Genomic DNA, 18,242 nt, shown 5'->3' with positions numbered 1-18,242 from the left:
CTGAAACAGGTTTTAGCGAGGCTGGGGCCGGGGTTAACTGGCTACTGATGAGATTAACGCCGCCGTGAGACCGTTTTTACCGAATAGCGTCGCTGATGTGCATTCTATCACCTAAAATTAAAGGGAATCCCTTTATTGAGTGGTGGTAACAATGACAATAAAACGGAAATATCCACCCTTCATGCCCGCCGCGAGTATGATCCGGCATACCTTGACGGTTAACCCGGCCGGCTTAACCACCCTCGAAAAGCAGCTTTTTACCGATGCCCTGTATCAACTTCACTGCAAGATTTTTGATGGCGTGACCAGAGAGAGTTTTTGTTCTTATGTGGTGGATTCACCAGCCGACTATACCCGGATTCGGGTTTACCAGAACGAGCACAAAGAGTGGGTTGGCTACTGCGCGGTACATCGCTTCAAACGGCGCATCACCGGCCGGGAGCGGGTCATTTTCCGGGCCGAAGCCGGGCTGCTCAGGGAGTACCGAAAAAGCAGTCAGACCCTCTGGTTTGCTTTTAATCAGGCAGTTAAGTTTCGCCTGTGGCATCCGCTGAGTTCGATTTACTATCTGGGATCGTTTGTCCATCCTTCAGTGCTGTACATGTTTTCCAAGTATTTTAACCGCTGTTATCCGCTGCCCGGGCAGGTTATTCCGCCGCCGGTCAAAGCGATGATGCTGGAGCTGGCCGACAGCTTTGGCCTTGAACGGGTTGAAGGCCAGAGCGAGCTGGTCAGAAAAGTCGGCTGGATCACCAGAGAATCAGCGGCAGACAAACAGTACTGGCAGGCCAACATTAACCCGGTGGTACAATACTACCTGCAAACCAATCCGGGCTATGGCCGGGGTAACGGGCTGCTGACGCTGCTGCCTTTGAGTTTTGCCAATGTGTTTCTCTCTCTGGCGAAGTTCTTACGCCGAAAGCTGAAGGGATACATGCGCTGATAAAAGCTAATCACCTGCAGCAAAAAGAGCGAAGCTGAGAAGACGCAGGAGGGCGGCTTTGCGCCGCCTGAACGTTAATGCCTTGCCGGCGATCGTGTTGCGAGCCTGAACACATTAGTCAGGCTCGTGAGTCAGCGCTCTTTACTCCTCCAGCGTGGCTTGTGCCGGTCGGACAAGCCTTACAGGCCGAATGGCAGGCCGAGGCCATACCAGATAAAAAACAGCGCACTCCAGCTGGTGAGTATCGCGATTGAATACGGGACGGCGGTGGTCAGCAGATGACCCAGGGAAAAGGACTTGTTATAGCCCTGGATCACCGCCAGTATCAAGGGTAAGTACGGGTTAATCGGCGAGATCACGTTGGTCGAGGAGTCGGCAATGCGGTAGGCGGCCTGAATCGACTCCGGCTCTAACCCCAGCAGCATCAACATCGGCAGGAAAATCGGTGCCATCAGCGCCCACTGTGCAGAACCGCTGTAGATGAACAGGTTGATAAATGCCGCCAGCAAGATAAACCCGCCCAGTACCAGAGCGGGCGGCAGGTTAAGATTCACCAGCCAGTCGGCCCCGCTAACGGCGCCCACGATCGCCAGGTTTGACCAATTAAAGATCGCGATAAACTGGGCCACCATGAATACAATCACGATAAACCCGCACATGTCGCGCATTGCTTCTTCCATCAGGCGCGGAACATCACCGGCCCGTTTGATTTTGCCGACCAAAACCCCATACACAATCCCGGTTGTGCAGAAGAACAACATGATAATGGGCACCAGGCCGGTCATAAATGGCGACGGAAGTAAGCCGCCCCCGGCATTCCTTAACCCGGAGCTTTGCGGCACAACCAGCAGCGCTACCAGGGCAATATAGGCCAGGGCAACCAGCCCGGTTTTGCGCAAGGCGCGTTGCTCGGCCGGAGTGAGCTGCGCAACAGTTTCTTCTTTTTGTTCTGAGTCGTTTGAGACAAAGCGTGCCAGCATGGGTTCACTGTATTTGTCGTTGATGATGGTGATCACCAGCGTCATGAACGGCACCGAGACACACATAAAGAACCAGTTCGCCAGTACGCTGACCTCATAGCCCGGCCGTACACTCTGTACCACCTCGGTTGAGATGCCGGACAATAACAGATCGGTTCCGGCAATAAAGAAGTTGGCACTGAAACCAGCAAAAATGGAGACAAAGGCCACCACAATCCCGGCGATTGGATTGCGTCCGACGGTTTTATACATAATGGCGGCCAGCGGGGGGATCAGAAATACTGCGGCATCGGAGACCAGATTACCGATGATCGAGGTCATCACCACGGCGGGTGTGATCAGGCGAGGTGACACGTTAGCCAGCATGCGTTTGATGGTGGCGTCCGCCAGGCCGGTTTTTTGGATTAGGCCAAGTGCCAGCACCATGGTTAACACCAGGCCAAGCGGGCGGAAGCTGGTAAAATTGCTGACCGTTTTAGTGACCATAAATTCAAGCCCGTCCCAACTGAGTAATGAGCGAACCTGCACTAACTCGTTGGTGGCGGGATGGTGAATGGGGTTGGCCAAGATACTCATCAGCCCGGACAGCAGGAGGGTAATCGCAAACAAGGCGAAAAACATGATAAACGGGTGGGGTAAGGCATTGGCCAGGCTGGCAATGCGGTGCATTACGCCGGTGTTAGTCTCGGGGGCAAGGCTTTTACTTTCTTCCATGATCATTCTCCTTTGTTGCGTCTTACAGTTGTGGCATTTCGTGTTCAATCAGGCGGACAAACAAAGACGCGCCAGCCGAAATAATGTCGTCGTTAAAATCGTAATTCGGGTTGTGTACACAGACGCCGCCGGTTTCTCCTTCCAGGCCGTTGCCGATCAGCAGGTAACAGCCGGGGACGGCCTGGAGCATAAAGGAGAAATCTTCACTGCCGGACAGTGGCAGGCAGTCAGGGTTAACGTTCTCTGTGCCGACAACCTCACGGGCGACGGTGGTTGCGATGCGCGTGGCTACCGGGTGATTGACCGTTGCGGGGTAATTGCCGGGATGGAAAATGACCGATGCACTGGCGCCATATCCAAGCGCGGTGTTTTCGACCAACTGCTTCAGGCGTGTGATGGTGCGTTCACGTACCCCTTCATCAAAGGTGCGGATACAGCCCATCATGGTGGCCTTATCCGGAATGACGTTGAACGTACCGGATCCGGCGCGCACATCGGTGAAAGACAACACTGCCGACTCAAAGGGTGAGGTGTTGCGGCTGATGATTGATTGGCCGCCATTGATGATGGCACTCAGCGCCAGAAGCGGATCGACCGCCTGATGCGGCATCGCAGCATGGCCGCCTTTACCGCTGATTTCAATAGTAAAACGGTCGGAGCTCGCCAGGATTGCGCCTTCGCGCAACCAGAACTGCCCTTTGGGGATACCGGGCATGTTGTGCATGCCATAGATTCGCTGACACGGAAAACGCTCAAACAGGCCCTCGTCCAACATCACCTTGGCGCCGCCCAGGCCCTCTTCCGCTGGCTGGAAAATAAAGTGAACGGTTCCGGAGAACTCACGGTGGCGCGAGAGGTACCAGGCGGCGGCGAGCAGCATGGCAGTATGCCCGTCATGGCCACAACCGTGCATTTTCCCCTGATGACAAGATGCGTGGCGGAATGTGTTGTTCTCCGTCATTTGCAGCGCATCCATATCCGCCCGCAAGCCAATGGCGCGGGGAGAAGAGGTGTTGCCGTGCAGGACACCGACCACCCCGGTGCCGGCGATACCGGTATGCACTGCATCGAACCCCCATTCCGCCAACTTATCAGCGACGATCTGCGCAGTACGGTGTTCTTCAAACCCCAGCTCCGGGTGCTGATGAAAATCGTGGCGCCAGGCTTTAAACATTTCCTGATGCTGACAAATTTCTTCGATCATGACTTTATCCTTCTCTATTCCAATTTGTTATATTTAAATGTTATACAATTGGTGTGCGTGTGATATTTTTGTTGCTTTTTACTTTATAATGGCTCTGTTGCTGCTTTCTAATGACTTGTGATTATTGATGGATAAGGAAATGTTATGGCTCACCGAGGGTTTACCGACAGCCAGATCGAAGCTTTCATGTGGGTAATGAAGACCAGTAGTGCGACGGAAGCGGCAGATAAAATGCTGATCTCTCAGCCAGCCGTCAGCCGACTGATCAAGCAGTTGGAATCCCGACTTGGATTTGCGTTGTTTGAGCGTCAAAACAACCGCCTGTTGCCGACACGGCGCGGAAGTTTGTTTTATGATGAGGTGCAGCGGGTGTATCTTGGCCTGAGTCATTTGCGTCAGTTTGCTCATCGCCTGCGCGATCAGGCGGCGGGTCAACTGCGGATCGTCACAATGCCGTCGTTTTCGATGAGTCTGATCCCTGATGCGGCGGCCCAACTGGCAGAACCACGCCCGGATTTAGAAATCAGCCTGTATTGCTACCGTTCTTCTCAGATCCCGGATGATATGGTGGCGCAACGTTTTGATTTTGGCATTACCACCGATCTGCGTCCTGACCCGCGTTACCAGAGCTTTTTCTATTCACTGCCCGGTGTTTGTTTAATCCCGGCGGCGCATCCGCTGGCAGAGAAAGCCGTGATTGACATCGACGATTTTGAAAATGAAACCTTGATCTGCGGTGAGCCGAATGAGCAGGGCCGGAGTTTGCTGACCCAGCTCATGATGGAAAATCATATCACGCCACGGAAAATCTGGACGGTATCACTGAGTGAGATGGCACTGAAGCTGGTGGAAAATGGCACCGGTTTGTCGGTAGTGAATACGGTATCGGCTTGTGAAGCGCAGCGTGCAGGGATTGTTGTCCGCCCGCTGTCATTTGAAGTCCGCTACGATTTTCAGATCATTTTGCCGCTGGCAAAGAATATTGAGCCGGCGATTAATGCGCTTAACAATCAATTGGTCAGCTTCGTCGAGGCAAAGATACAGGCTAGCCTGGAGGTGTTATCCCGTGCGGATAAAGAGAAGCTTAATTGATGTTTAAGTACTTGTTTGTATATAGTATTTAAGCTTTAAGCTTCAGGAAGGCAAGCCACAGCTATGGCGAACAAGCCCTGAGACGCCCGGAAAGCACAGCAAGAAGAGGCTGCATGGAACGGGAGTGACGGGCAACAAAAAGCCAGTCACTGCGAGACTGGCTTTACTTTAACGTGGTTAGGTAGTTTGGGGTCAGTTTTGCTGGCGGATCAGGTAGTCAAATGCCCCCAGGCTTGCTTTCGCGCCTTCGCCCATGGCAATGATGATCTGCTTGTAAGGGACCGTCGTGGCATCGCCGGCAGCAAACACGCCATCCATACTGGTTTCGCCGCGGCTGCCCACTTCAATTTCACCTCTAGGTGACAGTGTCACATCAGAGTCTTTCAGCCACTCGGTATTCGGAACCAAACCGATTTGGACGAAGATACCGGAAAGCTCGAGCTGTTTGATTGCGCCTGTGCTGCGATCTTTATATTCCAGACCGGTTACCCGTGTGCCGTCGCCAAGGACTGCGGTGGTCTGTGCCATGGTAATGATGTCGATGTTAGGCAAAGAGCGGGCTTTATCGATCAGCACCTGATCGGCACGCAGCACATCGGCAAACTCCAGTACGGTCACGTGCTCAACAATACCGGCCAGATCGATCGCCGCTTCGATACCGGAGTTACCCCCGCCGATCACCGCGGTTTTCTTGCCTTTGAACAGAGGGCCATCACAGTGAGGGCAGTAAGCCACCCCTTTGTTGCGGTACTCTTGTTCACCAGGCACGTTCATCTCGCGCCAGCGAGCGCCCGGGCTTAAGATCACGCTCTTACTTTTCAGTGTGGCGCCGCTTTCCAGCTGAACATGAATGTAACCATCGCTGGTATGCGCGGCACCCATCAGTTTGCTGGCCTGCTGCTCGGTAACCACATCTACCTGGTACTCTTTTAAATGGGCGGCCAGATCGCTGGCCAGCTTAGGGCCCTCAGTATGCTTCACTGAAATAAAGTTTTCGATTGCCATGGTGTCCATCACCTGGCCGCCAAAGCGTTTGGCCACAACACCGGTACGGATGCCTTTGCGTGCCGCATACAGGGCCGCCGCACTGCCGCCAGGACCGCCGCCGACCACCAATACATCATACGGATCTTTCTGACTGAGAGTCTGCGCCGCCTTTTCTGCGGCGGTGTCATCCAGTTTGCTGAGAATTTCATTAAGTGACATACGGCCCTGGCCAAACAGCTCGCCATTTACATACACACTCGGCACGGCCAGAATGTCACGTTGCTGAACTTCTTCCTGAAACAGGGCACCGTCGACCATGGTCGTACGGATCTTCGGGTTAATCGCCGCCATCATGTTGAAGGCCTGCACCACGTCCGGGCAGTTCTGACAAGAGAGCGAAATAAAGATCTCTACCTCCAGTGATTTGTCCAGACGGGCAATTTGTTCGATGACGTCATCGTCCAGTTTAGTCGGATGCCCGCCAGAGTGGAGCAGTGCCAGCACTAGGGAGGTAAACTCATGCCCCATCGGCACTCCGGCAAAACGCAGTTCGCTGCCTTTGTCCGGGTTAGACACCGTCATTACCGGTTTGCGTTCGCTGGCACTGTCATCACGCACCACCGAAATATGGTCGCTCAGCCCGGCGATTTGATTGGCAAGCGCCAGCAGATCCTGAGCGGCTTTGCTTTCATCGAGACTAACCACTAGCCGGACGTCATGGCTGACGTTTGATAGATACTGTTTTAACTGTTGTTGGATTGCTTGGTCTAGCATGTTGAATCACACCTTTTAAATACAAAGAGAGTGGTTACTCTGGATAAAATCTTGTAGTGAGAGCAGGCCGGGGCAAAATTAATGTCTGCTATAGGCACCCGGCGTGCTCTTTTATTAAGGAAAACGCGATGAGCGTGGGTTGGTTAAGGCTTAGATTTTGCCGATCAGGTCCAGAGATGGAGCCAGCGTTTCTTCACCTTCTTTCCATTTCGCCGGGCAAACTTCCCCTGGGTTTGATGCGACATACTGCGCGGCTTTGACTTTGCGCAGCAGATCGTCCGTGTCGCGGCCGATGCCTTCTGCGGTGATTTCCATTGCCTGGATCACACCTTGCGGGTCTATCAGGAAAGTGGCACGGTCTGCCAGACCCTGGCCTTCACGCATCACACCAAAGTTATTGGTGATGTTGCCGGTTTGGTCACCCACCATGTAGTAGTTGATTTTGCCGATGGTATCGGAGCTGTCATGCCATGCTTTGTGGGTGAAGTGGGTATCGGTCGATACTGAGTAGACTTCTACGCCGCGCTTTTGTAGCTCTTCGTAATGGTCGGCCAGGTCGCCCAGTTCAGTCGGGCAGACAAAGGTGAAGTCGGCAGGATAGAAGAAGAACACCGCCCATTTGCCCAGAACGTCTTGTTCGGTAATTTCGACAAACTCACCATTTTTAAATGCTGTTGCGTTAAATGGCTTAATCTGAGTGTTAATCATAATCTTTACTTTCCTTTAAGTTATTAGAGTTGCAATGTCTTGCTGACGGAAAGTATCTTCCCATTTGACTGAATAAAAAGAAAATTGCTTGTTTCTATCCAATTGATAGGCAAAAGTTATCAAGACCAGATAAGCACTCGTGGCTGTCCGGGGAACTAAATCAGACCGGCAGTTTTTAATACTACGATGCCTAGTGTGCAGCTCAGGGTGGAGAGTAACGTGGTGAGGGCAATGATATTGGCGGCGAGGGTGGCATTGCCTCCCATTGCGCGGGCCATGACATAGCTGGCGGCCGCGACGGGAGAGGCGTTCATAAAAAACAGGATCCCAAGTTCCAGCCCTTCAAAGCCGAGCAGGTAGGCGCTAAGTGTAATTATGCCCGGGGCAACTATCAGTTTGTAGCTGCTGGCAAACCACGCCGGGCCGGTTTCGCGTTTCATTTGGCCAAAGTTAAGCGAGCCGCCGGTACAGAGCAGGGCAAGCGGCAGCGTCATTTTTGACAGGTAATCACCGGCTTCAATGGCGATCTGCGGGACCGGTATTGCAAGCAGGTAGAACAAGAACCCGGATAAGATGGCAATAATCAGCGGGTTTCTGGTTAAGGTGCCAAGCATCATTTTTACTGCTTGCGTGCCTGAGTCACGGTTTCTGGGTGACAGACAGAGCACCGCCTGGACGTTGTAGACAAACGTAATGGCGGCAACATATAACGCCGCCAGCGCTAATCCCTGTGAGCCGTAAGCATTGGCGACATAAGCGATGCCGATGATACCGGTGTTGGCGCGGAAGCTGCCTTGAATAATGATCCCGCGATCAGGTGAGCCGCTAAAGCACCATTGCACCGAGGCAAAAGTGAAGACAAAAAAGGCAATACTGGCCAGGGCCGAAAAATAGACGAACCGGCTGGCTGCCGAAAAGTCATGCTCGGAGGTGACAATACTGAGGAACAACATGGTCGGTAGGGTGACCTGAAACACCAGTTTCGAGCCAATGTCGATAAAATTATCGTTGATCACACCAATGCGTTTAAACACTACTCCGAGTAGCAGCATTAAGCAGATCGGTCCGGTGATCGACAGAGAGAATTGCAACTGGTGAAAAACAGCATCCATGCGAATCGTCACCTGAGTAAAAGTGGGTTAATGAGCCTGTATGCACAATTAAATCATGGTTTTGGGTGCAGCGGGGCATTATCCGGATATTTTTTGTCAGTTGCGCCAGGATGAAGAGGCAGCAGCGCCCACCGCTGGGGTGGGCGTGAGTGGGGCTGAGTATGCTTAAGCCACGTCGCAGAGCGGAATACCACTGTGGAACTTAAAGTCGTTATCCGGCGTTGAAATCAGCTCGGCCTCTACGCGGCCAAAATAGGCCACGCGCTCGCTGATGTCTTGACCGGCAATTTGCTCAGCTAACAGCAGGTAATCCTGATAGTGGCGCGCTTCAGAGCGCAGTAGCGATATATAAAACCTGGCAATGTCGTCATCCATGTGCGGTGCCAGTTTAGCAAAACGCTCACATGAGCGGGCCTCGATGTAAGCGCCGATGATCAGTTTGTCGATCAGGGTTTCTGGCTCATGAGTTTTCATGTGTGAGATCAGCGATTTTGCGTAACGACTGGCGGCAATATTCTGATATTCGATACCACGGCTGTGCATGATCTCCAGCACTTGGTAGAAGTGGTGCAGTTCCTCTTTGATCAGCAGGACCATTTTATCGATCAGCTCCTGGCTGTAGGGAGAGTCTGATTTCGCGATGATCGCTTTGGAGATATTGCTTTTTCCTTTCAGGGTTTCCAGCGAACCGGTTTTCCGGTAGGCAAAATCTTCATACGGTTTGAACCAATCCAGCAGCACATGGGCACTGCTCTGATCGACGGCATATTTGCGGATCAGATACATCGCAGATTGTCCCGCCTTAAGTTCACACAGCAGGTGATCCAATAAAATGGTGGTGAGGTTTTCCGGTTTTCTGGCTTCGGTGATCCACTCCTCAGGTGTTGCGCACTGTAGGAAGTGGCTGATAGGCGCCAGAAGATCTTGATAAGAATCTAGGTTAATCATTGTCGTTTTTTTGGCTTTACTTTCTTAATATACGAAAAAGGCTGCGAATCGCAGCCTTTATCCTGGTCTGGGTAGCAAAAACTACCACTTTTTCTTTTCGCCGAAGAGTTCGTCCATATCGTTGTTACGCTCACGATCAACGATTTGCTGCATCTCGGCATCATTTTTATCCTGACGGCGTTTATCCAGGTCACCGAGCATCTCTTCCAGCTTTTGTTTGGCTTGCACGGAATAAGCGTCATTTTTGGTGCTCAGTGCATCGATGCCTTTACGCAATAATTGCAGTGCCGTGCCTGGCTGGCCACGCGCAATGGCGTCGTTGGCACGCTTGATCACGTTCTCAATGTTGATCCGGATCTGCATGGTTTCCAGACGGGCATTTTCGGTGACGTAAGTTTGGGTATCCAAACGACCTTTGTTATGTTCATTACGTATGGTATCGCGCAGGCGCTTGACCAGTTTTAACATCACAATGGCTTGCTTGTCACTGCTGGGCATTTTGAAGCTGCTGCTTTCACCACCCTGGTAATTCTCTCTGAGCTGCTGGATCTGCTGCTTCATATTTTCAATACGTTGCGCCAGTTGTTTATTTCTTGGATCGAGCTCGTACATGTTCTCTAAAGCATCAAGAATTCGGTTGTTGAGGCACACCAACAGCTCTTTGCTGTAAGGAATGTGATGGGCGTGGCCAATCAACTCTTCCGTTCCGTCGATCAGGGCGACGTAGCGGGCTGATTCCTGACGCCTTGCTGTTTCGACCTTCACTTTGTATTGCAACATGATGTTATAGCCAAGGACTAACACCAACAGAATGGCTACTAAAGCGATAATTAAACCAATATTCATATCTTTATTGTCTGCTCTTCCGTTTTAATGGCTAGCGTTCAAGAATACATGAATATTATCTCAGTCGGCAGTTAATTTGTGTGAATATTTCGTCCATCACACATTTTGCTTGATATCTGAGTGCCCTATATCCAATCAAGCACTGTCATTGTTGCTTGCTAACCGGTACTTTTTGCCTCACTGGCTAGAGATGTAGCTATAAAACAACGATATAAGTTAGTTTTTCCTGTTCATTTCGTAATGAAAGCGTTATAACTATTGATTATATAGTCGGCGTTTAGTCTGTGGAATGAGTTCAATATGCATAACCTCTCTTTATTCGGGATGAGGGCCGGGCTCAATCTATCGTAATCGGTTTGACACTTTCTATCTCGAATTAATGAGTAAGGGATTACCATGAAGCTGCAGCAACTGAAATATATTGTTGAGGTTGTAAACCATAACTTAAACGTCTCCGCCACCGCAGAGAGTCTGTATACTTCGCAACCGGGGATCAGTAAGCAGGTAAGGTTGCTGGAAGATGAGCTGGGCATCCAAATTTTTGAACGTAGCGGTAAGCATTTGACGCAGGTCACGCCAGCCGGGCAGGAGATAGTGAGAATTTCGCAAGAAATTCTGGCACGGGTGGAAAGTATAAAAGCGGTTGCCGGTGAGCATACCCATCCGGAAATGGGGACGTTAAACATCTCAACAACCCACACTCAGGCTCGTTATGCACTGCCTGATGTGATCAAAGGCTTTACTGCTCGTTACCCGAAAGTGTCGCTTCATATGCATCAGGGAACGCCATCACAAATGTCCGAGGCGATTGCCAAAGGCACGGCAAACTTCGCGATTGCGACTGAAGCACTGCACCTGTATCAAGACGCAATTATGCTGCCTTGTTATCACTGGAATCGCTCTATTGTAGTCCCGAAAGACCATGCGTTAGCGAAGAAGTCGTCGATCACCATCCACGATCTGGCGGCATACCCACTGGTGACCTATGTGTTTGGTTTTACTGGTCGATCAGAGCTTGATACTGCCTTCAATCGTGAGGGGCTGACACCTAAAGTGGTCTTTACCGCTACGGATGCTGACGTGATCAAAACCTATGTCCGAATGGGGATTGGTGTCGGTGTGATTGCCAGCATGGCGGTAGATGAAGAACAGGACAGCGATTTGGTTGCGATTGATGCCAGCCACCTGTTTGGTGCGAGTACCACCAGCATTGGTTTCCGTCGCGGGACCTTCCTGCGCTCTTACATGTTCGACTTTATGGAGCGTTTTGCGCCACACTTGACCCGCCCGGTAGTAGAGCAGGCGATCTCACTTAAATCGAACGCGGAAATTGAAGAGATGTTTAAAGATATCGAGCTGCCGGTGAGATAAACTCGCATCGCCCGATAGTCTGGATGCCCAAGCCGTCACGAGATATGTTTCAGTCTGGCGGGCTTGGGTATACAATACGCCCCCATTGTAGGGGGAGCCATGAAAACGCAATTTCAATTTATTAATGACTGCTTGATCGAAAACCAATCGTTATGGCGCTTCGAACCTTTTCAAAGCAGCATTCATTCATCACTGCCCTGGCAAGAAAAGTACCCAGAGCTTTGCGACTGGCTGAATGCTCTCTCTCACTCTCAAATTGTCAACCTGAAGTCGAATCCGGACCTGGCGTTTACAGAAATCAGCGCATTTCTGCCCGGGATAAAGTCACTGGGTGACTTTGCCCATCTCGATTTGATGTCATTGCACGGCCTTGAGTTAGTTCGAGGTTTAGACAGTGGTATTCCCGGCCGCAAATTTGAACAAATCAGCGCCATGGGGGAAGCGGCCATTCAACACCACCAAGGTGATGAGTGGCTGGAGTGGTGCTCAGGCAAAGGGTATTTAGGCCGCATTCTTACCAGTCAGACCAGCCAGCCTGTGACCAGTTTTGAGTATCAGCAGGCCCTGTGTGATGCCGGGCAGCAGGCCGCGGATGAACAGCAGTGGAAGATGACGTTCATTCAGGGAGATGCGTTTGACGTGCAAGCCAAAGCGGTATTTAAGCCCAATCAACACGCAGTTGCGTTGCATGCTTGCGGTGATTTGCATGTCAGGTTAATGGAATATGCCAGCGAGAGTGGCGTGGCGGCCATGACAATTTCGCCCTGCTGCTACCATTTGATTCAGGCGCAGCAATACCAGCCTCTTTCAACTCTGGCTAAGGCATCGGCTTTAACACTCTCAAAACAGGAACTGCGTATTCCGCTGCAACAAACAGTGACCGGCGGCGAGCGTGTGCGGCGTCATCGTCAGCAGGAGATGGTATTCAGGCTGGGTTTTGATCTGTTCACTCGTCATGTACTGGGTAAAGAAGACTACCTGCCTGTACCGAGTATTCGTAAGTCGCAATTAAATGAGGGATTTGAAGCATTATGCCGTTGGGCTGCAGAATGCAAGGGCATACCGATGACACAAACTATCGACTTTGCTCACTTTGAACAATTAGCACAACAGCGCTTCTGGCAGATGGAACGAATCAGCCTGATCCAGTTGGTCTTTCAACGGCCGTTGGAAATATGGCTGGCGCTGGACAAAGCACTTTATCTTGAAGGGCGGGGTTATCGTGTTACATTGTCAGAATTTTGCCCTAAATCGATCACACCTCGAAATATTTTAATTTGTGCTTATAAGGTTTAGTTCTTTTTTATAACTAAATGCTCTAATTAAAATGCCCACTCTCACGTGGGCATTTGTAAATAAAACGTGACAATTTGTGTTGTCTATTGTCAGTTAGTTGAACATCGCGATGGCTTGTTCCGGTTCGATGTACTCCAGATCAAAGCTGTCTGCCACCTCTTTACAGGTTACTTTGCCGTGAATCACGTTCAGGCCTTCCAGGAAGCCCTGGTCTTCCAGTAGGGCATCACGGTAACCTTTGTTGGCTAGCTTCACAATGTATGGCAGGGTGGCGTTATTCAGCGCAAACGTCGATGTACGTGCTACAGCCCCCGGCATGTTGGCCACACAGTAGTGCACGACATCATCAACCACGTACGTTGGTTCTGTGTGCGTGGTTGCGTGAGACGTTTCAAAGCAGCCGCCCTGATCGATGGCGACATCAACCACGGCTGCGCCTGGCTTCATCTTGGCGATGTGTTCTTTAGTGACCAGTTTTGGTGCTGCTGCTCCCGGGATTAATACTGCTCCGATCACCAGGTCGGCAGACAGAACATGCTCTTCGATCGCGCCTGCGGTAGAATAAACAACTTTTGCACGGCCCTGGAATTCTTCATCCAGCCGACGCAGCGTGTCGATGTTACGGTCTAAAATCGTGACGTCGGCGCGCAGACCGATTGCCATACGAGCGGCGTTAGCGCCTACTACACCGCCACCAATGACGACGACTTTTGCTGGCTCAACACCGGGTACGCCACCCAGCAGCAGACCGCGGCCACCGTGAGATTTCTCCAAAGTTTGCGCACCAGCCTGGATAGACATCCGACCTGCCACTTCTGACATTGGTGCTAATAGTGGCAAACGACCCATATTATCTGTTACAGTCTCGTAGGCTATACAGACAGCCTTGCTCTTGATTAGCTCATCAGTTTGTGGAAAATCTGGTGCTAGGTGCAAATAAGTAAATAAAATTTGCCCCTCTCTGAGCATTGCTCTCTCAACAGCTTGGGGTTCTTTTACTTTAACGATCATGTCTGCTTTCGCGAAAACGTCAGCAGCAGTAGGAAGAATGGATGCGCCTACAGCGATGTAATCATCGTCTGAAAAACCAATGCCGGCACCCGCATTGGTCTCAACATATACTTGGTGACCATGTGAGATAAGTTCTCTCACGCTAGCTGGGATCATACCCACACGATATTCGTGGTTTTTGATTTCCTTCGGTACGCCAATGATCATCCTGTGTCCTCTTTCTATTGTGGTTGTATTAACTGTTGGTAGGGTGTTATTGTCGAATTTGTAACTAGTATAGTTATGCTTTTGTAAAATTTGGCACTGAATATTAAAAAGTTGTAGTATAATTTTTTGCAAGGAAGTAATAAGGTGGAATAAAAAATGGCAGACAACTATAAAAAGCCGTCCAAGGAGCTTGACCGTATTGATCGCAATATTCTTAATGAATTGCAGAAAGACGGTCGTATTTCGAACGTTGAACTTTCAAAACGTGTAGGGCTTTCTCCGACGCCGTGTCTCGAACGTGTGCGTCGTTTAGAGCGTCAAGGTTATATCACCGGATACACAGCATTGTTGAATCCGCAGTTCCTCGACGCATCACTATTGGTGTTTGTGGAAATCACGCTTAACCGTGGTGCTCCAGACGTGTTTGAACAGTTTAACTCAGCGGTGCAAAAGCTGGACGACATCCAAGAGTGTCATCTGGTATCGGGTGACTTCGACTATCTTCTTAAAACCCGTGTATCTGACATGGGGGCATACCGTCGACTATTGGGCGATACGTTACTGCGTCTTCCTGGCGTAAATGACACGCGAACTTATGTCGTAATGGAAGAAGTAAAACAAACTAACCAGCTAGTGATTAAAACTCGTTAATTTCTTGTAAAGAAAGCGGCAGATACTTCCGCTTTTGTCATTGAAGAATTGGGTTTTTCTCTTTGATATGGTTAAATCAATTTACCGAGCGGCTTTGGCCGCTCGGAATGTTTTTGCATATACCAATCTCGTCAAGTCAGTGTCCCGGGCACGTTGTGCGGAAACCACGTGTTGTACCGCAGCAACGGTCGCCGGTTTATAGATATAATGAAGGATGTGCTCACCGACCGGGTAATGTTCTTCATGACCGGATACCTGGCAGATTGGTATTATTTACCATTCACTCCAAATTCAAGTTGATTTATGTTCAAAGAGAACGCAAAGAAAGTCGAAACGATAATTAAAACCAGTGAAGAGCCTCAGTCTTCACGTCTAAATGGCTTCCAACGCTTGAAAGAGTGCTGTTTTATCGTTGCCGTTCTTAGCTCCGTAATACTCGCAATTGCTCTTCTGACCTTTAGCCCCGCAGACCCGTCCTGGTCACAAACTGCCTGGGGAGGGGAGATTAATAATGCAGGAGGGGTGCTGGGTGCCTGGTTAGCCGATACCCTGTTTTTTACCTTTGGTTCACTCGCTTATCTGATCCCTGTGCTGATTACCGTCGGTGCCTGGGTGGTGTGTCGTAAGCGCGGTGAAGATGAACCGATTGATTTAATGCTGTGGGGAACCCGTTTACTCGGCCTGAGTATTCTTATCCTTACCAGCTGTGGCCTGGCTGACATCAACTTTGACGATATCTGGTACTTCTCCTCTGGCGGCGTGGTTGGGGATGTACTTTCCAATCTGGCATTGCCGACATTTAATGTGCTGGGCACCACGATCGTTCTGTTGTTTCTTTGGGGAGCGGGCTTTACCCTGCTTAGTGGTATCTCCTGGCTGACGATTGTTGAGTGGCTGGGTGACACTACGTTGGCATTAATGGCTGCGCTGGCGAATAAAATCCGTGGCAGTGAACCAGAAGTGCTGGAACCACAGCTGGATGATTATGTGGAAGATACCGTGGCAGATCGCCGTCCAGAGCCTGAGGACGAGGAAGAGCCTCTGCCGCATATGACAGCTTATGATGTTGAGGAGGCCACAACAACGCCGCCCGCCCATGAGTATCCGATATATATACCAGCTTCCGGCTCGGTGGATGATTCGGCAGGCAGTACCGTTGAAACGCAACGCCCGCTGGCGCCGTTAACTGATGATCCAGCGCCGGCTTCAGACTGCGCCCAGGCAGCATCACCGGCTAGCACGATTGATCCGACAATCGAACGTAGCCGCCAGCTCAACGTCACTATTGAAGAGCTCGAACAGGCTGCCCGCCAGGCGGACGATTGGGCCGACGTGGCTCATGGTTCTCAAGAGCAAGCACCGCAGCAGATACCTGAAGACCCTGGCAGCAATGTTTGGGAAGAAGCCACGACATGGCAAGAAACTGCGACATTGGAAGAAGCCGGGTCGGTTAATCTTGATATTCAATCTTCGCAAATCCCGGATACATCAGGCGATAAGCTGCAACCGGCGGAGCCAACACTGGATTCAGCAGCACTGGATGACATTGCGGCCGAGGTGTTACCGGGCGAGCATATTGAGCCAACCATCTCTAACTTTGATGTGCTGGATGACGATGTGGCCGAGGTAACGGTTCCGGTTGAAACGGTTACGCCAGACAATCACACCATTGCTCAGGCGGCTGCTGTAGATGAACAGCCGCAGTCGGCGGTTGATGTTGAAGAAGTGAACGCAGAACAAGATGATGATGTCGCAGCGTTTCAGAACATGGTAGCCGGTGCGCAGGCCAAAGTTGCCGCACAGCAGAACCCGTTTCTGGTCCAGCAAGAAGAAAACCTGCCGGTTCCAGCAGAGCCGCTACCCACCCTTGAGCTGTTGTACCATCCGGAGAAGCGCGAAAACTTTATTGATCGTGATGCGCTGGAACAGGTGGCACGCCTGGTAGAAACCAAGTTAGCAGATTACAAGATCAAAGCGGACGTAGTGGGTATTTACCCTGGCCCGGTCATCACGCGTTTTGAGCTGGATTTGGCACCTGGTGTAAAAGTGAGCCGTATCTCCGGCCTTTCAATGGATTTGGCGCGCGCACTCTCTGCGATGGCGGTACGTGTTGTTGAAGTGATCCCGGGCAAACCTTATGTTGGTCTGGAACTGCCTAACATGAGCCGACAGACCGTCTATCTGTCTGATGTGATTAACAGCCCGCAGTTTGAGCAGGCCACGTCACCAACGACGGTGGTACTTGGTCAGGATATTGCGGGTGAAGCTGTAATTGCCGATATCGCCAAAATGCCTCATGTGCTGGTGGCCGGTACCACAGGTTCGGGTAAGTCGGTGGGGGTCAACGTCATGATCCTGAGTATGCTCTACAAAGCGTCGCCGGAAGATCTGCGCTTTATCATGATCGACCCGAAAATGCTCGAACTGTCGATTTACGAAGGCATCCCCCACCTTCTTTCTGAAGTCGTTACGGACATGAAAGATGCGTCCAACGCACTGCGCTGGTGTGTCGGTGAAATGGAGCGTCGTTACAAACTGATGTCGGCCCTTGGCGTACGTAATGTGAAAGGCTTTAATGAGAAGCTGAAGATGGCGGCGGAAGCCGGTCACCCCATCCACGATCCATTCTGGCAGGAGGGTGACAGTATGGACAGTGAACCGCCGCTGCTGGAAAAATTGCCTTACATCGTGGTGGTGGTAGACGAATTTGCCGACCTGATGATGGTTGTAGGTAAAAAGGTAGAAGAGCTGATTGCACGTCTGGCGCAGAAAGCGCGGGCGGCGGGGATCCATTTGATCCTGGCGACCCAGCGGCCGTCGGTGGACGTGATCACCGGCCTTATCAAAGCCAACATCCCGACTCGCGTGGCGTTTACCGTATCAACCAAGACCGATTCACGTACCATCTTAGATCAGGGTGGGGCAGAATCACTGCTCGGTATGGGTGATATGCTCTACCTGCCGCCGGGCTCAAGTCATACGACACGTGTTCACGGTGCATTTGCATCAGATGATGATGTTCACGCGGTGGTGAACAACTGGAAAGCCCGCGGTAAGCCGAATTACATTGAAGAGATCATCAGTGGCGATCAGGGGCCGGAAAGCCTGCTGCCCGGAGAGACAATGGAAGCGGATGAAGACGTCGATCCGTTGTTTGATCAAGTGGTGGAGCATGTGGTGCAATCGCGCCGCGGCTCAGTATCCGGAGTGCAGCGACGCTTCAAAATCGGTTATAACCGTGCTGCCCGCATCGTTGAGCAGCTTGAAGCGCAAGGCATTGTCAGTGCACCTGGGCATAACGGTAACCGTGAAGTCCTGGCGCCGGCTCCGGCAAAAGATTAGTGAACTTGTATTCCTCACCTCAGTCAAATTGGGGTGAGTTGTTCTTAACAGTAGGT

14 protein-coding genes are annotated in these 18,242 nt (G+C 51.1%); 6 read left to right on the top strand and 8 right to left on the bottom strand.

Going from position 1 to position 18,242, the window contains the following annotated elements:
- Positions 1-151 precede the first annotated feature (151 nt).
- Positions 152-943, top strand: a complete 792-nt coding sequence (locus P2G85_RS02155; RefSeq protein WP_275862457.1) for a hypothetical protein — start codon at positions 152-154, stop codon at positions 941-943.
- Between the two features lie 179 nt (positions 944-1,122).
- On the opposite strand, the gene P2G85_RS02150 is transcribed toward P2G85_RS02155, so the two are convergent.
- Positions 1,123-2,637: an AbgT family transporter gene (locus tag P2G85_RS02150; RefSeq protein WP_275862456.1), complete on the bottom strand. Its 1,515-nt coding sequence runs from the start codon at positions 2,635-2,637 to the stop codon at positions 1,123-1,125.
- 22 nt (positions 2,638-2,659) lie between these two features.
- The gene (locus P2G85_RS02145) at positions 2,660-3,841 is read right to left on the bottom strand and encodes a M20 aminoacylase family protein (protein ID WP_275862455.1); all 1,182 of its coding nucleotides are present in this window, start codon (positions 3,839-3,841) and stop codon (positions 2,660-2,662) included.
- Positions 3,842-3,985: 144 nt separating this feature from the next.
- Here P2G85_RS02145 and P2G85_RS02140 point away from each other — a divergent pair, with 144 nt between their 5' ends.
- Complete coding sequence (locus tag P2G85_RS02140) at positions 3,986-4,933, top strand: LysR substrate-binding domain-containing protein (RefSeq protein ID WP_275862454.1); 948 nt, start codon at positions 3,986-3,988, stop codon at positions 4,931-4,933.
- Between the two features lie 192 nt (positions 4,934-5,125).
- Here P2G85_RS02140 and ahpF read toward each other — a convergent pair whose 3' ends face one another.
- From ahpF to P2G85_RS02115, 5 genes are all read right to left on the bottom strand, one after another.
- Entirely contained in the window at positions 5,126-6,694 is a 1,569-nt protein-coding gene (gene ahpF / locus P2G85_RS02135; protein WP_275862453.1) for an alkyl hydroperoxide reductase subunit F, read from the bottom strand.
- Positions 6,695-6,844: 150 nt separating this feature from the next.
- Entirely contained in the window at positions 6,845-7,402 is a 558-nt protein-coding gene (gene ahpC / locus P2G85_RS02130; RefSeq protein WP_275862452.1) for an alkyl hydroperoxide reductase subunit C, read from the bottom strand.
- Positions 7,403-7,557: 155 nt separating this feature from the next.
- A complete protein-coding gene (locus tag P2G85_RS02125; RefSeq protein ID WP_275862451.1) occupies positions 7,558-8,514 on the bottom strand; it encodes an AEC family transporter in 957 nt (318 codons plus the stop codon).
- 165 nt (positions 8,515-8,679) lie between these two features.
- Complete coding sequence (locus tag P2G85_RS02120; RefSeq protein ID WP_275862450.1) at positions 8,680-9,462, bottom strand: tRNA isopentenyl-2-thiomethyl-A-37 hydroxylase MiaE; 783 nt, start codon at positions 9,460-9,462, stop codon at positions 8,680-8,682.
- 81 nt (positions 9,463-9,543) lie between these two features.
- Entirely contained in the window at positions 9,544-10,308 is a 765-nt protein-coding gene (locus P2G85_RS02115; protein ID WP_275862449.1) for a DNA repair protein, read from the bottom strand.
- A 396-nt stretch (positions 10,309-10,704) separates the two neighbouring features.
- On the opposite strand from P2G85_RS02115, the gene cysB reads away from it, so the two are divergent.
- Together cysB and P2G85_RS02105 are read left to right on the top strand one after the other, a co-directional pair.
- On the top strand, positions 10,705-11,679 hold the full coding sequence (gene cysB, locus P2G85_RS02110) for an HTH-type transcriptional regulator CysB (RefSeq protein WP_275862448.1): 975 nt from the start codon (positions 10,705-10,707) through the stop codon (positions 11,677-11,679).
- A 99-nt stretch (positions 11,680-11,778) separates the two neighbouring features.
- The gene (locus P2G85_RS02105) at positions 11,779-12,975 is read left to right on the top strand and encodes a methyltransferase (protein ID WP_275862447.1); all 1,197 of its coding nucleotides are present in this window, start codon (positions 11,779-11,781) and stop codon (positions 12,973-12,975) included.
- Between the two features lie 93 nt (positions 12,976-13,068).
- Here P2G85_RS02105 and ald read toward each other — a convergent pair whose 3' ends face one another.
- Positions 13,069-14,193 (bottom strand): alanine dehydrogenase, encoded by a 1,125-nt coding sequence (ald, locus tag P2G85_RS02100; protein WP_275862446.1) that lies wholly within the window; start codon positions 14,191-14,193, stop codon positions 13,069-13,071.
- A 156-nt stretch (positions 14,194-14,349) separates the two neighbouring features.
- Here ald and lrp point away from each other — a divergent pair, with 156 nt between their 5' ends.
- Both lrp and P2G85_RS02090 read left to right on the top strand, forming a co-directional pair.
- The gene (lrp, locus tag P2G85_RS02095; protein ID WP_275862445.1) at positions 14,350-14,844 is read left to right on the top strand and encodes a leucine-responsive transcriptional regulator Lrp; all 495 of its coding nucleotides are present in this window, start codon (positions 14,350-14,352) and stop codon (positions 14,842-14,844) included.
- Between the two features lie 303 nt (positions 14,845-15,147).
- Positions 15,148-18,186 carry a DNA translocase FtsK gene (locus P2G85_RS02090; RefSeq protein WP_275862444.1) on the top strand — a complete coding sequence of 1,013 codons (3,039 nt, stop codon included), beginning with the start codon at positions 15,148-15,150 and terminating at the stop codon, positions 18,184-18,186.
- Positions 18,187-18,242 lie beyond the last annotated feature (56 nt).

Origin of the sequence: Vibrio sp. CAU 1672 (genome assembly GCF_029223195.1) — a bacterium.
Classification (GTDB): Bacteria; Pseudomonadota; Gammaproteobacteria; order Enterobacterales; family Vibrionaceae; genus Vibrio.
The sequence above is the reverse complement of the archived record's forward strand: the minus strand, read 5'-3'. Positions and strand labels throughout refer to the sequence as shown.

What these genes read in the sequence shown, in the direction of transcription:
- cysB (WP_275862448.1), top strand. Translation starts at nt 10,705, where the DNA reads ATGAAGCTGCAGCAACTGAAATATATTGTTGAGGTTGTAAACCATAAC.
- ahpF (WP_275862453.1), bottom strand. Translation starts at nt 6,694, where the DNA reads ATGCTAGACCAAGCAATCCAACAACAGTTAAAACAGTATCTATCAAAC.
- P2G85_RS02105 (WP_275862447.1), top strand. Translation starts at nt 11,779, where the DNA reads ATGAAAACGCAATTTCAATTTATTAATGACTGCTTGATCGAAAACCAA.
- P2G85_RS02155 (WP_275862457.1), top strand. Translation starts at nt 152, where the DNA reads ATGACAATAAAACGGAAATATCCACCCTTCATGCCCGCCGCGAGTATG.
- P2G85_RS02145 (WP_275862455.1), bottom strand. Translation starts at nt 3,841, where the DNA reads ATGATCGAAGAAATTTGTCAGCATCAGGAAATGTTTAAAGCCTGGCGC.
- P2G85_RS02120 (WP_275862450.1), bottom strand. Translation starts at nt 9,462, where the DNA reads ATGATTAACCTAGATTCTTATCAAGATCTTCTGGCGCCTATCAGCCAC.
- P2G85_RS02125 (WP_275862451.1), bottom strand. Translation starts at nt 8,514, where the DNA reads ATGGATGCTGTTTTTCACCAGTTGCAATTCTCTCTGTCGATCACCGGA.
- P2G85_RS02140 (WP_275862454.1), top strand. Translation starts at nt 3,986, where the DNA reads ATGGCTCACCGAGGGTTTACCGACAGCCAGATCGAAGCTTTCATGTGG.
- lrp (WP_275862445.1), top strand. Translation starts at nt 14,350, where the DNA reads ATGGCAGACAACTATAAAAAGCCGTCCAAGGAGCTTGACCGTATTGAT.
- ald (WP_275862446.1), bottom strand. Translation starts at nt 14,193, where the DNA reads ATGATCATTGGCGTACCGAAGGAAATCAAAAACCACGAATATCGTGTG.
- P2G85_RS02115 (WP_275862449.1), bottom strand. Translation starts at nt 10,308, where the DNA reads ATGAATATTGGTTTAATTATCGCTTTAGTAGCCATTCTGTTGGTGTTA.
- P2G85_RS02150 (WP_275862456.1), bottom strand. Translation starts at nt 2,637, where the DNA reads ATGGAAGAAAGTAAAAGCCTTGCCCCCGAGACTAACACCGGCGTAATG.
- P2G85_RS02090 (WP_275862444.1), top strand. Translation starts at nt 15,148, where the DNA reads ATGTTCAAAGAGAACGCAAAGAAAGTCGAAACGATAATTAAAACCAGT.
- ahpC (WP_275862452.1), bottom strand. Translation starts at nt 7,402, where the DNA reads ATGATTAACACTCAGATTAAGCCATTTAACGCAACAGCATTTAAAAAT.